This window comes from Kribbella qitaiheensis (genome assembly GCF_042657745.1).
Classification (GTDB): Bacteria; Actinomycetota; Actinomycetes; order Propionibacteriales; family Kribbellaceae; genus Kribbella; species Kribbella qitaiheensis.
In genome coordinates, this window is sequence record NZ_JBHSKE010000080.1 from 21,590 (window position 1) to 35,939 (window position 14,350).

The 14,350-nt window shown below is 67.9% G+C and carries 13 protein-coding genes; 9 read left to right on the top strand and 4 right to left on the bottom strand.

Annotation, left to right across the window (positions count from 1 at the left end; translation table 11 throughout):
• Positions 1 to 131 precede the first annotated feature (131 nt).
• Genes ACFPJ1_RS41735 through ACFPJ1_RS41755 form a run of 5 tightly spaced genes read left to right on the top strand, consistent with a single transcriptional unit; the run spans position 132 to position 6,118 of the window.
• On the top strand, positions 132 to 2,387 hold the full coding sequence (locus tag ACFPJ1_RS41735; protein ID WP_380111954.1) for a GAF domain-containing protein: 2,256 nt from the start codon (positions 132 to 134) through the stop codon (positions 2,385 to 2,387).
• Positions 2,384 to 2,767 (top strand): response regulator, encoded by a 384-nt coding sequence (locus ACFPJ1_RS41740; protein WP_380111955.1) that lies wholly within the window; start codon positions 2,384 to 2,386, stop codon positions 2,765 to 2,767. The genes ACFPJ1_RS41735 and ACFPJ1_RS41740 overlap by 4 nt, the downstream gene beginning before the upstream one ends.
• A complete protein-coding gene (locus ACFPJ1_RS41745) occupies positions 2,764 to 3,894 on the top strand; it encodes an adenylate/guanylate cyclase domain-containing protein (RefSeq protein WP_380111956.1) in 1,131 nt (376 codons plus the stop codon). The genes ACFPJ1_RS41740 and ACFPJ1_RS41745 overlap by 4 nt, the downstream gene beginning before the upstream one ends.
• A complete protein-coding gene (locus tag ACFPJ1_RS41750) occupies positions 3,891 to 5,483 on the top strand; it encodes a peptide ligase PGM1-related protein (RefSeq protein WP_380111957.1) in 1,593 nt (530 codons plus the stop codon). The genes ACFPJ1_RS41745 and ACFPJ1_RS41750 overlap by 4 nt, the downstream gene beginning before the upstream one ends.
• Before the next feature lie 8 nt (positions 5,484 to 5,491).
• Entirely contained in the window at positions 5,492 to 6,118 is a 627-nt protein-coding gene (locus tag ACFPJ1_RS41755) for a histone deacetylase (RefSeq protein ID WP_380111958.1), read from the top strand.
• Between the two features lie 151 nt (positions 6,119 to 6,269).
• Here the strand turns inward: ACFPJ1_RS41755 and ACFPJ1_RS41760 are convergent, their stop codons facing one another.
• Entirely contained in the window at positions 6,270 to 8,402 is a 2,133-nt protein-coding gene (locus tag ACFPJ1_RS41760; RefSeq protein ID WP_380111960.1) for a M6 family metalloprotease domain-containing protein, read from the bottom strand.
• Positions 8,403 to 8,787: 385 nt separating this feature from the next.
• On the bottom strand, positions 8,788 to 9,051 hold the full coding sequence (locus ACFPJ1_RS41765; protein WP_380111962.1) for a hypothetical protein: 264 nt from the start codon (positions 9,049 to 9,051) through the stop codon (positions 8,788 to 8,790).
• A gap of 24 nt (positions 9,052 to 9,075) precedes the next feature.
• On the opposite strand from ACFPJ1_RS41765, the gene ACFPJ1_RS41770 reads away from it, so the two are divergent.
• Positions 9,076 to 9,681 carry a cell wall protein gene (locus ACFPJ1_RS41770; protein WP_380111963.1) on the top strand — a complete coding sequence of 202 codons (606 nt, stop codon included), beginning with the start codon at positions 9,076 to 9,078 and terminating at the stop codon, positions 9,679 to 9,681.
• Positions 9,682 to 9,695: 14 nt separating this feature from the next.
• On the top strand, positions 9,696 to 10,532 hold the full coding sequence (locus tag ACFPJ1_RS41775) for a MauE/DoxX family redox-associated membrane protein (RefSeq protein ID WP_380111964.1): 837 nt from the start codon (positions 9,696 to 9,698) through the stop codon (positions 10,530 to 10,532).
• 33 nt (positions 10,533 to 10,565) lie between these two features.
• Here ACFPJ1_RS41775 and ACFPJ1_RS41780 read toward each other — a convergent pair whose 3' ends face one another.
• A complete protein-coding gene (locus ACFPJ1_RS41780) occupies positions 10,566 to 10,883 on the bottom strand; it encodes a hypothetical protein (RefSeq protein ID WP_380111965.1) in 318 nt (105 codons plus the stop codon).
• A 152-nt stretch (positions 10,884 to 11,035) separates the two neighbouring features.
• Between ACFPJ1_RS41780 and ACFPJ1_RS41785 the strand changes: the two genes are divergently transcribed.
• Both ACFPJ1_RS41785 and ACFPJ1_RS41790 read left to right on the top strand, forming a co-directional pair.
• On the top strand, positions 11,036 to 12,394 hold the full coding sequence (locus tag ACFPJ1_RS41785) for an NAD-dependent succinate-semialdehyde dehydrogenase (protein WP_380111966.1): 1,359 nt from the start codon (positions 11,036 to 11,038) through the stop codon (positions 12,392 to 12,394).
• Between the two features lie 110 nt (positions 12,395 to 12,504).
• Entirely contained in the window at positions 12,505 to 13,296 is a 792-nt protein-coding gene (locus ACFPJ1_RS41790) for a maleylpyruvate isomerase family mycothiol-dependent enzyme (protein ID WP_380111967.1), read from the top strand.
• A 73-nt stretch (positions 13,297 to 13,369) separates the two neighbouring features.
• Here ACFPJ1_RS41790 and ACFPJ1_RS41795 read toward each other — a convergent pair whose 3' ends face one another.
• On the bottom strand, positions 13,370 to 14,338 hold the full coding sequence (locus ACFPJ1_RS41795) for an aldo/keto reductase (protein ID WP_380111968.1): 969 nt from the start codon (positions 14,336 to 14,338) through the stop codon (positions 13,370 to 13,372).
• Between the last annotated feature and the right edge of the window lie 12 nt (positions 14,339 to 14,350).

Here is a 14,350-nt window from a genome sequence, read left to right on the forward strand (position 1 = left end):
ACCTCCAAGCCGTACTGCGCGATGCTGTCCAGTCGTCCTCAGCTCGGAGGTGACCGCGTGTTGTCGGGGTCCGGCATCGGCGGCACACTCGGAAAGGGGGTCGCCGGTTTGTCCGGCGGTGGGAGGACACGATGGCCGAGCAGGCGCCGGCTGGGGGCGCCGTCACCGCAGTGGAGCACGAGCGGCTCCAACGGGATTTCACGGCCTTGACCGACCAGTTCGCCGCCGCCAACGAGGTGCTGTCCGCGATCGGCCGGTCGGCCGGTGACCCTGACAGACTACTGACCACCATCGTCGATAGCGCCCGCCGCTTGTGCCGATCGCAGGCCGCCCACCTCTACCTCCTCGAGAACGGCGTCTACCGGTTGATCAAGGGGGTCGGGCTGTCCGAGGAGTCGATCCGCTTCATCACCGAGCATCCGATGCCGATCGATCGCCAGACTCTGATCGGCCGCGTCGGCCTGGACCACACCACTCAGCAGATCGCCGACGTCCTCGCCGACCCCGACTTCGGCCGCCAGGACCTCCAACGGGTCGCCGGCTTCCGCACCACGATGGGCGCACCGATGCTGGTCGACGACGAGGTCGTCGGCGCCCTGACCGTCTGGCGCAACGAGGTCAACCCCTTCGATGACCGCGAGCAGGCCATTGTCACCGCCTTCGCCGGCCAGGCAGCGATGGCAGTCAACGGCGTGAAGCTGGTCCGTCAGCTCGAGGCCCGGGGTGCTGAGCTGTCGCGAAGGGTCGGGGAATTGGAGGCGCTCCGTGAGGTCGGCGAGGCGGTCAACTCCAGCCTCGACGTCGCCAACGTGCTCTCGACCATCGCCAAGCACGCGGTCAGGCTGTCTGCGACCGACGGTGGTTCGATCATGGAGTACGCCGAGGACGAGCGTTGCTTCCTGGTGCGTGGTGTCTACCGGACCGAGCCGAGCGTGGTCGAGCGTCTTCGGTCCACTCGGATCCACCTCGACGAGACGCTCGTCGGCCGGGCCGCCAAGCTCGGACGACCACTGGTGCTCGAAGACCTCAGCGCGGCCGACCTCGATCCACATCTCCAGGTTCTCTACGACGCCGGCTGGCGGTCTGTCGTCGCCGTACCGATGCTCCGAGAGGGGCAGATCGTCGGCGCCCTGGTGGTACGGCGTAAGCAGCCCGGCGAGTTCTCCGAGGAGTCGCTCGTCCTGCTGGAGATGTTCGCCGATCAGTCGGCGCTCGCCCTGCTCAACGCGCAGCTGTACCGCGAGCTGGAGGAGCGCAGCGCGGAGCTCGAGGTGGCCAGCCGTCACAAGTCGGAGTTCCTGGCGAGCATGTCCCACGAGCTGCGGACGCCGCTGAACGCGGTACTCGGCTTCTCCGAGGTGCTGCTGGAGCAGATGTTCGGCGAGGTCAACGAACGCCAGGAGGAATACCTGCGCGACATTCACAGCTCAGGCAAGCACCTGCTGGAACTGCTGAACGAGATCCTCGACCTGTCGAAGGTCGAGGCAGGGCGGATGGAACTGGCGTACTCGACCTTCGAACTGCACGCGCTGCTGGACAACACGGCCTCGATGCTGCGCGAGCGAGCGGCCTTGCACGGGATCGACGTCCGCGTGGAGGTCGGTACCGACGTCGGGCTCGTGTACGCGGACGAGCTTCGGCTGAAGCAGGTGGTGCTGAATCTGATGACGAACGCGGTGAAGTTCACCAGGGACGGCGGCTCGGTGGTGGTCCGTGCATCCCGAACCGGTTCCGAGATCGAGATCACCGTCACCGACACGGGGATCGGCGTACCGCTGGAGGACCGCGAGCGGATCTTCGAGTCGTTCCAGCAGGGCGGTCGGGGACCGTCGCAGGAGGAGGGCACGGGGCTCGGCCTGACTCTGTCCCGCCGCATTGTCGAGCTGCTCGGCGGCAAGATGTGGCTGGAGAGCGAGGTCGGCATCGGAAGCACCTTCGGGTTCTCGCTGCGAAGCCGCGAGGTCGTGGACCGGCCAGGCCCGACGCGTCAACCGGTCGGGGATGTCGTCGTGATCGAGGACGACCGGCCGTCGTTGGACCTGATGACGGCCTACTTGGCCGGTGCCGACCTCCAAGTCACTACGGCCGGGGATGGTCAGACCGGTCTCGACGCGGTTCGCCGGGTACGTCCGGCGGCTGTACTGCTGGACATCCGGCTGCCGGGCATCGACGGCTGGGCGGTGCTTCAGGCACTGAAGACCGAGCCCGAGACAAGGAGAATCCCGGTGATCGTAGTGTCGATCGTCGACGAGCAAGCTCGCGGTGCCGCGCTGGGAGCGGCCGCCTACCTGGTCAAACCGGTCAGCCGCGACGCGTTGCTGAACGCCCTCGTAGCCACGGGCGTCCTGGGCTCGGCCGAACCCGGGATCGAGGGGCCGCCGTCATGAGTCCCGGCCGGATTCTGGTGGTCGAGGACAACCCCAAGAACCTCAAGCTGGTCAGAGACGTGCTGCAGTACTCCGGGTACGAGGTGCTCGAGGCGACCTCAGGCGAGGAGGGGGTACGGCTGGCCGTGGAGGAGTCGCCTGACCTGATCCTGATGGATCTGCAACTCCCTGGGATCGACGGCGTCGAGGCGCTCCGGCAGATCAGGGCGAGCGACAGGACCCGCGGCGTACCCGTGGTCGCGGTGACGGCGTTCGCGATGGACCACGACCGCGAGCGCGCCTTCGACTCCGGCTTCTCCGGCTACGTCGAGAAGCCGATCAGTGTGCGTCGCCTTCCTCAGCAGATTCGCGATTTTCTCAGGCTCGGAGGCGTGACATGACCACTGCCAACTCCACGGTGCTCGTGGTCGACGACCAACCGCCCAACGTCCGGCTGCTCGAGGCGATCCTCGCCCCACGCGGGTACGACGTACGGACGGCGTCGTCGGGCGACGAGGCGCTGCGGAAGATCGCCGCGGACGACATCGACCTGGTCCTGCTCGACATCGTGATGCCGGGGATGGACGGATACGAGGTCTGCCGGCGGATCCGGGAGCAGGTTGACACCGCCTATCTGCCCGTCGTGATGGTGACCGCCAGCGGGGACGAGCAGAAGGTGAAGGCACTCGAAGCCGGAGCGGACGACTTTCTGACCAAGCCGGTCAACCAGAGCGAGTTGCTGGCACGGGTCGCCTCGCTGGCCCGGATCAAGCGCTACCAGGACACCATCAAGCGGCAGGCCGGGGAGTTGGCGGAGTGGAACCAGGAGTTGGAGTCTCGGGTCGAGACCCAGGTGACTCAGCTGCAGCGGATGAGCCGGCTGCGGCGGTTCCTCTCGCCGCAACTGGCCGAGCTGATCGTGGACTCCGGCGACGAGTCGTTCCTCGAGAGCCACCGGCGCGAGATCGTGGTCGTCTTCTGCGACCTGCGTGGCTTCACCACGTTCGCCGAGGCGAGTGAGCCGGAAGAGGTGATGGGCGTGCTGAAGGAGTACCACCAGGCGCTCGGCGACCTGATCTTCCGGTTCGAGGGCACCCTGGAGCGGTTCGCCGGCGATGGCCTGATGGTGTTCTTCAACGACCCGGTGCGTTGCGAGGACGGACCGCTGCGTGCCATCCGGATGAGCGTGGCGATGCGGACCCGGGTACGCGGGTTGGCGGAAGCCTGGCGCCGGCGCGGGCATGATCTGGGGCTGGGGATCGGGATCGCCCAGGGCTACGCCACCCTCGGCAAGATCGGCTTCGACAGCCGGCTCGACTACGCCGCGATCGGGAGCGTGACGAACCTCGCGGCCCGGCTGTGCGCCGATGCGGACCCGTGGCAGATCCTGGTGACCGAGCGGGTCTACTCAGCGGCGGGCGACCTGGTCGTCGGCGAGGACAGCGGCAACCGCGAGGTGCGTGGCTTCAGCCGGACCGTTCATGCCTTCAGCGTCAGGGGCATCGACAGTGCCAGGACCGTGTCATGACCGGCGACTTGTGGACCGCGGAGCCGGCCGCCGCGGTCACGCTTTCCGCACTCAGCGAGCAGGATCGTTACCGGTACTTCGACCGCCTGCAGGCGCGGATGGCCTCGGTGTGGGACGTGATGAAGCTCAACTACGAGGACGAGTCGGTCGTCATCATCCCGTCGATCTCACTGGACAAGGCGGAGACGGTCGGGACCGGGACGATCATGGAGGCCTATGAGGAGAGGTTCCTCTTCTTACTCATGCTGCTGCGTGAACCGCGGCTGCGGATGGTCTACGTGACCTCGATGCCGGTCGCTGCGGAGATCGTCGAGTACTACCTCAGCCTGCTGCCCGGAGTGATCCCAAGTCACGCACGAGCGCGGCTGTCGCTGATCGCGGTGAACGACGCCTCGCCGGTCCCGCTGAGCGAGAAGCTGCTGGACCGGCCCCGGCTGATGCAGCGCATCAGGGCGCTCATCCCGAATCCCGCGCGTTCCCATCTGGTGCCCTACAACACCACCGAGCTGGAGCGTGACGTGGCGCTGAGCCTCGGTATTCCGATGTACGGCGCGGATCCGCGGCTGGCGGATCTCGGGTCCAAGTCCGGGTGCCGCCGGTTGTTCGCCGAGGTCGGTGTGCCTCATCCGCTGGGCGCGGAGAATCTGCGCACTCTCGATGACATCGCGGACGCCTTGGTACGGATGCGGGCCGACCGGCCGTCGATGGACAGCGCGATCGTGAAGCTCAACGAAGGCGTCTCCGGGGAAGGGAACGCGGTGGTCCGGCTGAACGGGCTGCCTGCGCCGGGCTCGACGGATGAGCGGGCCGAGGTGATGAAGCGGCTGCAGGCGATGGAGCTGGAGTCGCAGACCACCCCACTCGAGGCCTACCTCGCCAAGTTCGCCGAGAACGGCGGAATCGTGGAAGAACGCATCGTGGGGGAGGAACTCCGCAGCCCGAGCGTTCAGCTGCGCGTTCTGCCGTCCGGCGAGGTCGAGCTCTTGTCCACCCATGACCAGTTGCTCGGCGGCGCCAGCGGGCAGAGCTACCTGGGCTGCGTGTTCCCCGCGGCCGCCGAGTACGCGCGCTTGATCACCGAGCACGCCGAGGCGATCGGGCAACGCGTCGCCCGCGAAGGCGCGCTCGGCCGGTTCGCGGTGGACTTCGTCGTAGTACGGGGCTCCGGCGGCGTGTGGACGCCGTACGCGATCGAGCTCAATCTGCGCAAGGGTGGCACAACGCATCCGTTCCTCACCCTGCAGTTCCTGACCGATGGCCGATACGACCCCGTTACCGCGCTCTTCATGACGCCGGGGGGACACGAGAAACACCTGGTGGCCACCGACCATCTCGAGTCCGACCTGTTACGGGGGCTGGTGCCGGCCGATCTGTTCGACATCGTCGCGCGGCATCGGCTGCATTTCGACCAGTCGCGCCAGGTGGGCATCGTCTTCCACATGATCAGCTGCCTGACCGAACTCGGCCGGGTCGGCCTGACGGCCGTGGGCGACACCCCGGCTGACGCGGATCGTCGCTACCGTGATGCCTCACGCATTCTTCTGGACGAGGCCCGCCTGGCCTTCGACGAACGTCCCCTACCGGTCTGAGAGGCTCGATGCAGCGAGTCTGGTACGTCGCCTACGGGTCGAACCTGGCACTCGAGCGGTTTCGTTGTTACCTCGCGGGCGGCCGTCCCGCGGGTGGGAGGCGGGAGTATCCCGGTTGCCGCGACAAGCGAGACCCCGAGCGGGTGGTGAGTCTCGACGTACCGGGTGGGCTGATGTTCGCGGGCGAGTCGCGGGCGTGGGGTGGCGGAATGGCCTTCTACGACGTGAAGGGCGCCGGGCTGGTCGCCTGCAGGGCATATCTGCTGAGTGGGGAGCAGCTGGGGGATGTGGCCGCGCAGGAGATGCGGCGGGAACCAGGCGGGGAGTTCGCGCGGGACCTAGCCGGGTTGCTGGGTGACGTCGAGTCAGTTCACACGATGGGCCCGGGCCGGTACGAGACGGTTGCGCGGCTGGGGACTCGGGACGGCTTACCGATGTTCACCGTGACCCACGGCGACGTGTCCGAGTTGGAGCCGGCCGCCCCGAGCGCGACGTACGTGGGCTGGATCGCCACCGGGCTACGCGAGGCCCACGGCTGGTCCTCAACCCAGATCGCCGACTACTTGCTGGCAGCACCAGGAGTGAGCAAGACCTGGACCAGAGACGAACTCACGACCCTGGCCGGAGAGGACTGACAGGCCGGGTTGCGACGAGAAGGAAGTCGTACTGCGCCGACCGGGGATAAACCGGTCGGCGCAGTACCTCAAGAGCGGGCATGCAGTTCTACAACAGCAGGCATGCAGCCCGTTCTTCGAACTCGACCCATCAGCAGCAAACGAATTTCGACTACTTCGCGATGGCGACGCAGGTGGTGGTGGACTTCTTGGTGGGGTCGCTTTCGGAGGTGGCGGTGAGGGTTACTCGGGCTACCTTCGCGGCCTCGGGGGTGGCTTTGGCCTGGACCGGGATCTTGATGGTCGAGCCTGCCTTGGCGGTGGCCAGGGCGTTCGGGAGGGCGACCGACCAGCCACGGCCGTCGATCTTGGCCGCGACGCGGTAGACGTCACCGTTCAGGTACTGCGTGACGTCCTCCGGGTGGCCGCCTGCGGGGGCGGTCTTCCCAGTGTTGGTGAGCGGGAAGGCGCAGGTGGAGACGCCGTCACCACCGGGCAGGCCGACGGTTGGCAGCATCCGGACGCCGCGCTTCTGGGGCCCGGCTCCGTCGAGGGACCGGACCGCCACCGTGTACGAAAGAACGCCGACCTTGTCGCGGCGCACGTTCGTCACGTAGAAATGCAGCCTGTTCGCCGCGTCGACGTACTCGAACTCGCTGCCGGAGTTGGTGCCGGCGTGGAAAAGCGCGTCCGACAGTTGGCGGTAGTCGCCGACCGTGATCGGGACCTCGGTGCCGTCGGGCAGCACGTAGTCGGTCATCCCGATGTCCTGCGGGTTCGCGTCGATGACCCACTCGAAGGGTGCCTGGTCCTGGTTCTTGGTCTTGGCCAGCAGGACGCCGGAGTCCGGAGTGAACGAGTCGGTGCCGACCCGGTCGACGACCTCGAGCGTGTAGTTGTTGTAACCGCCGCCGTCGCAAAGTGGGTCTGTGGTGGTGTTGCAGGCCGGGGACAGATCACCTGTGCCGAGCACGATGTTGATGCCCGACAGGCCGTTCGGCCCGGGCTGGTTCACCCGCGCGGTCACGTCGGCTATCACCACACCGGACTCGGCGAGGCCCTCGCGCGACAGCCGGAGTACGTTCTGCTCGTCGACCATCTGCAGCTTGATCTTGTTGCGCAGCATGTGTTGCGCGCCCATCGAGGCGCCACCCGTCGCCGGGATCATCCAGCGACTGTGTGGACCACCCGGGCCGTTGAACGTACCGCGGCTGAGCATCTCCCAGATCCCGCTGTACGCGCGGCGGGGCGGTACGCCGTACGGGTTGTTGTAGTTGTCGCCGATGCCGAGCACGTGGCTCAGTTCGTGCGCGAAGACCGACATGCCGGAACTCTCGGCCTGCGTGGTCGAACCGCCGCCGGCGTTCGGCCAGAGGGTCGAACCCGACGCCCAGGAGGTCCACTCGACGTACCGGGTGCGGGTCCAGTTCGGCAGGGCCGGGTCCGGCGGGCCGAAGGTGTCGGAGACGTCCTCCTTGGTCGGGAACTTCATCGGCCCGAACTCCTGCCAGGTGGACGATTCGTCCTGGCCGGCGCTCAGGTAGAAGACGAAGTCGAACCCGGCGGGCACCTCCGCTCCGACGTCGGCGACCCAGGCGGCTCGTGCGTCGGTGCGCAGGTTCTTGTTGCAGGAGTCGCCGGCCGGGCAGCCGGTGCCGGCCTGGAACTCCATCGCGTACTCGTACGACTTGCCGGGCATCTGGTAGGCGCCGAACGAGGTGAGGTCGACGCCGTACCGGCCGCCGGAGTCCTCCATCCAGTACTCGTGGATGGTGTGGCCGCGGTTCAGCGCGCCGGGCTTGTTCAGGAAGTCGCGGTAGAAGTCGGCGACCTGGTCCCGCGGTACTCCGTTGGCCTCGGCGCTCGGGTTGCCGAACGGGGTGGAGCCCTTCGGCTGGGTGATCACGAACGGCTGGTTCGCGTAGTCGACCAGCACGAGCGCGCCCTTGAAGGTCCGGACCGAGCCCTTCTTCGAGGGGTCGGCCCAGTTGGTTCCAGGAGGCTTCTTGTAGTCGGCCCACGTCATGTGGTCCGGATTGACCCAGTTCTGCGGGTCGATGGGCGCGCCGAAGCCGGGCTGGGCGAGCCGGTTCGCGATGAGCGGGGACGACTGCTGCCACGGCTGGGTCTGCGGCCAATGGTCGTACTGCCACGGGTTGGCCGGGTCGGGCTGGGCGGAGGCCGGCGCCGGATCGGCGGCGGCCGTGATCGGGGCGGGAGCGGCGAGTGCGACTCCGGCGATGGCGGCTGAACCCAGTACTGCGGCCAGCCTCAGGGCAAGGCGGGACTTCCGTTGAACGGGCACGGGCGGTATCCGATCGACGATGGGCGGACTTTCGTGCCCCCCAGCATGCCCCTCCGGTCAGCCGTGAAGCGACGGTTTTCCCCTGTCCGCTTCTGGCCACTACCGGCCAACGCCTGTCATCACCGCGCTGGACGAGGCAGTAAGAAAATTCCTGAGGTTGACGCAGGGTGGTGCATATATCACGGAGCGAGAGTACAACTGAAAGGACATGGGTCGATCCGCCCTGAGACCTAGGAGGAATTGTCATGGCTGGAGTGAACGGCGAGGTTTCGTGGTTCTGTTGCGGTAATTCGTGGGGCCCGTGCGGCAGCACGGGAAGAGGTGCCTGTGGCACCTGTCATTCAGGCAACTTCCAGCACGCGTGGCCGAACACGTCGGACGCGTGCTACTCGATCACCAGGCCGGACCGCTGTGGGGTCACCGCGATGTCGCGGCGGACCTGCGGGTTCCGGCACTCGACCACCAACCTGTGCAACGGCGCCCGGGTGGTCACCTCGATCGCGGACTGCGGTCCGCAGACGGATCTGTTCTGCGGCGAGCGGGCCTGCTGCGGCGGCACCTGCGCGTCGAACCGGATCATCGATCTGACGCCCGCGGCCTTCAGCGCGATCGCGAGCCTGAACGCCGGTCTGATCCCGTGCTCGGTCAACGTGGGTTGAGGGGAGTGACGGAGATGACTGGAACGATCGGACGTCGCACTCTGCTCACCAGCGCGGTGCTCGGCACCAGCGCAACGCTCGTCGGCGCGACCGCGATGGGCTCGCTTGCCCCCGAAACGGCCTTCGCCGCAAGGGCGCAACTGCCCGAGCCCGGCCAGCCGGATCCGAACTTCGCCGAAGGTCGCGTCGTCAGCCGCGACGGCAGTGTGGTGATGGCGTCCGGCTCGGACGGCCGCCTGCACCGGATCCAGCTCACCGGCGGGACCAGCGTCTGGAAGCTGCGGCCCACCACGGTCGACCAGGTGCTCGTCGGCGACGGCCTGTACGCCCGCGGCGTGCTGATGCCCGGCGGTCTGCTCGCCGCCGAGTCGGTCTGGGTGAACATCGTCAACCTCAAGGTGCACATCACCGCGATCGGCAAGAACGTGCTGCACCTGGACCACAACGGCCAGAAGGTGGTCGGCCACGTGGTGCCCGGTACCAGCGCGGCCGTCTACAACGGAACCGCGGCGATCTCGGACCTGTCGATGCTGAAGGTCGGCAAGCACGCCCAGGTGATCGGTGCCTGGCGCCCGGACACCAACGAGGTCGATCTCGCCACCATCTACGCGGCCGCCTGACCGGGGATTCGCAGATGCTGGGACAACTCGCGGCCGTCCAGCCGCTGGTGATCGGCCTGCTGCTGGCGTGGTCGTCGTACGGGAAACTCCATGGGCCGCACGTCGCCGCCAAGGCACGGCGTACGGCTCTGTCGAACCTGGTCGGCGATCGGTACGCCGCTCCGGCGTACCGCGCGGTCGGCGGAATCGAACTGGTGATCGCCGTGGCCTTGCTGCTGCCGCCTGTGTGGATGGTGGAAGCGCTGGCCGCGGTGGCACTCGCGGCGGGCTTCGTCGGCTATGTCGTTTATGCGCGCGTGGTCGTGCCCGAGTCGTCGTGCGGTTGCATGGGTTCGGCCGCTACGCCCGTGAGGTGGAGAGCCATCGCCCGAGCCGGGGTGCTGCTTGCCGCGGCGCTGGTGGCGCTCACTGCTGACATCGGCTGGTGGTCCGTTGAGCCGTGGTCGATCGCGCTGGTGGTCGTCGAGGGGATGGTGTTCGTCGGCTTGTCGGCCGAGCTGGACCGGTACTGGCTGATGCCGCTGCGACGCCTGCGCGTCCGGCTCACGCATCCGCTGGCCGGCACGGCGTCGTACGACGTACCGCTGGCGGCGACGCAGCAGCAGTTGCTGCGGAGCACCGCCTACCAGTCCGTCAACCCGTTCCTGCGATCGGACATCCGCGATCACTGGGACGAAGGCGACTGGCGCTTCGTCAGCTACACCGCGGCATATGGCGAACGCCCGGCGACGGCGGTCTTCGCAGTACCGAGGCTGAGGTACGAACCCGACGAGGTACGAGTCGCGATCGTCGACGAGTTGTCGGGGGAGACCCTCTACCGCCCGGCAACTCCGCTCGCATTGGTCGACTGAGACCTGTGGGGCCGGCCGCCCGCGCGGTCGGCCCTACGCGTGGAAGTCCTTGGCAGGGGAGACGTCGGCGAACCAGGACTCGGTCTCCTCCGGGGACAGCACCCGCTCGAGTGTCAGGGACCCGCGCATGCCGGGGAAGAACCGCCCCGCGTCCCAGCCGCGGCTGTACGGAGGTTTGTCCAGTACTACGAGCCGGGTGCCCCGGACGGGGGTGATGTCGCTAGGTGTGCCCTCGTTCCAGATCCAGGTCCCGTCGGCGGCGACCAGGTTGAAGGCGCCAGTCGTCTGGGTGAACCCGGGCGCGTCGCGGCAGACAGCAACAGCTTGCGCGCTGGGCGCGTCGCCCGGCACGTAACCTCGGCCGACCAGTTCACCGGCCAGCAGAGTCTGGGATCCCCGGGGTCGGAAGGTGGCTGAGGGTGAGATGAGTGTATACAGTATGTACCGTAGCGGTTAGCCTGTTCGCTTGCGCACTGTCGTAGAGAACGGAGGACTCGTCCCCCATGTACGCAGTCACCAACCCGGCGACGGGTGAACTCATCGAGCAGATCGAGAACGCGACCGACGAGGAGGTCCGCGCCGCGATCGATCGCGTGCACCGCGGCTACGACTCCTGGCGGCGTCGCACGGTCGCCGACCGCGCGAAGGTCGTCTCCCGGGCGGCCGAGCTGTTCGCCGAACGGGCCGACGAACTGGCCGCCATCATGACCCTGGAGATGGGCAAACGGATCAATGAGGGCCGCGGTGAGATCGGCATCGTGGTCGACATCTTCAACTACTACGCGGACAACGGCCCGGACCTGCTGGCCGACGAGCCGATGACGATCAAGGGCGGCGAGGCGGTCATCACCAAGGGCCCGATCGGCCCGCTGCTGGGCGTCATGCCCTGGAACTTCCCGATCTACCAGGTGGCCCGTTTCGTCGCGCCGAACCTGGTGCTGGGCAACACGATCCTGCTGAAGCACGCCTCGATCTGCCCGCGTTCGGCCGTCGCGATCGAGTCCGTACTGCGGGACGCCGGCGTACCGGACGACGTGTACGTGAACACGTTCGCGTCCTCGTCGCAGATCCCGGCGATCCTGGCCGACCTGCGGATCCAGGGCGTCTCCCTGACCGGCAGCGAGCAGGCGGGCATCTCCGTCGCCGCCGAGGCCGGCCGGAACCTCAAGAAGACCGTGCTCGAGCTGGGCGGGTCCGACCCGCTGATCGTGCTCGACACCGACGACCTGGACGAGACCGTCAAGGCGACGGCGACCGCGCGGATGCGCAACTGCGGCCAGTCCTGCAACGCGCCGAAGCGGATGATCGTGCTGGCCGACCTCTACGACGAGTTCGTCGATCGGCTGACCAAACGCGTGGCGGACTTCTACCTGCCCGGCGACCCGGCGGACCCCGAGACGAAGCTGCCGCCGCTCGCCTCCATCGCGGCGGCCGACGAGGTGGCCGCGCAGGTCGAGAAGGCCGTCGAACAAGGCGCCACCCTGCGCACCGGCGGCCGCCGGATCGGCCCCGGCGCCTTCCTCGAAGCCACCGTGCTGACGGACGTGACGCCGGAGATGGACGCGTACTACGATGAGATCTTCGGCCCGGTCGCGATCGTCTTCCGGGCGGAGACCGAGGAGCAGGCGATCGCCATCGCGAACGACAGCCCCTTCGGCCTCGGCGCCAGCGTCTTCGGCACCGACCGGGAACGCTCCAGCCGGGTCGCCCGCCAGATCGAGGCCGGCATGGTCTACCTCAACAGCGCCGGCGGCTCGCAGGCAGACCTCCCCTTCGGCGGCATCAAGCGCTCCGGCATGGGCCGCGAACTCGGCCCGGCCGGCATCGAGGAGTTCATGAACAAGAAGTCCATCCGGCTCTGACCGGCCCCTGGTACGGAGCCCGGCCGCGGGCTCAGTACCAGCGGGAAGGAATCCGGCGGTTGTGTTGCTGATCGTTGGTGGACCATTCAACGACCCGCGGGAGACCCCTGATGACCAAGCAAGCCGACCAGACCATCCAGGTACTGCGTGCCGGGCACGACGACCTCGACAGGCTGGTGGCGAAGTTCCGGGCGGAGGACCTCACTCGTGGGTCCGCCGCGTCGGAGTGGACGGTGGCGCAGGTCCTGAGTCACCTGGGCAGCGGCGCCGAGATCCACCTCGCCACCCTCGAGGGCGCGCTCGCCGGCACCGGCGCACCGGGCGGCGACTTCAACAAGGCGACCTGGGCTCGCTGGGACGCGATGTCGCCTGGGGAGCAGGCGGCCGGCTTCCGCGCTGCCAACGAGAAGCTGCTGCAGTTCTACGAGGGCCTGGACGAGCGTCAGCACAAGGACCTTCGGATCGACTTCGGCTTCCTGCCCGAGCCGGTTGACGTCGACACTGCCGCCCGGATGCGGCTCAGCGAGTTCACCTTGCACAGTTGGGATGTACGCGTCGCTTTCGACCCGGCCGCGGTGCTCGCCCCGGACGCGACGGAGGCATTGCTCGACGGCATCGGTCAGACGCTCGCCTGGGTCGGCAAGGCTGACCAGCTCGACGGCGCCGTCCGGATCGCCGTGAACACCGTCGAACCGGACCGGGCTTTCGGTCTGCTCATCGACGACACCGTCCGCCTGGCCGAGGTGCCGCAGCCCGCGGACGCCGTACTCACGGCACCGGCCGAGTACTTCGTTCGCCTGGTCACCGGCCGGCACGCGGCGCAGTACACGCCGGCCGCGGTGGAGTTCACCAGCGAGCGGCTGACCCTGGACGACCTGCGCAAGGTCTTCCCCGGCTTCTGACCGCGACGACCCGGTACGCCGCTACGGCGTACCGGGGATCCCGTCCGCGGCTGCCGGCGCGCAGTATTCGGTGTCAGTAGCCGGTGGGTGGGCGGGGGCTGTAGGAGTCCTCGAGGGCGGTGATCTCGTCAGGAGTGAGGTCGAGGTCGAGGGCGGCGACGGCGTCCGGCAGGTGGTTGGGCTTGGTCGGGCCGACGATCGGCGCGGTCACGACGGGGTTCTTCAGCACCCAGGCGAGGGCGACGTGCGCCATCGGGACGCCACGGGCCTCGGCGATGCGCTGGACGGCATTGGCGATCGGCTGGTCGTTGGCGGCGAAGAAGCGCTGACCGACGGGATCGGTGTCGGCGCGGTGGGTCTGGGTGCCCCACGGGCGGGCGAGCCGGCCCTTGGCGAGCGGGCTCCACGGGATGCTCCCCACGCCCTGGTCGGCGAGCAGCCCGAACATCTCGCGCTCCTCCTCGCGCTGCATCAGGCTGTACTGGTTCTGCATGGAGACGAAGCGGGTCCAGCCATGCAGGTCGGCGGTGTACTGGAGCTTGGAGAACTGCCAGGCCCACATCGACGAGGCGCCGAGGTACCGGGCCTTGCCGGCCTTGACGACGTCGTGCAGAGCCTCCATCGTCTCCTCGACCGGCGTCTCGGGGTCGAAGCGGTGGATCTGGTAGAGGTCGACGTAGTCGGTCCCGAGCCGCGAGAGCGAGGCGTCGATGTTCTCCATGATGGCCTTGCGCGACAGTCCCGAACCGCCCGGCCCGTCGTGCATCCTGAAGTACACCTTGGTCGCCAGCACGATGTCGTCGCGCTTGGTGTACTTGCCGATCGCCCGCCCGACGATCTCCTCGGAACTCCCGAACCCGTACACGTTGGCCGTGTCCCAGAAGTTGATCCCGAGCTCGACCGCCTGCCGGAAGATCGGCTCGGCCGCCGCGTCGTCGAGCGCCCACTCGCTGAACCCTCGCGACGTGTCCCCGAAACTCATACAACCCAGCGCGATCCGGCTGACCTTCAGCCCCGACCTGCCAAGACGTACATACTCCATCAGTAACTCCCG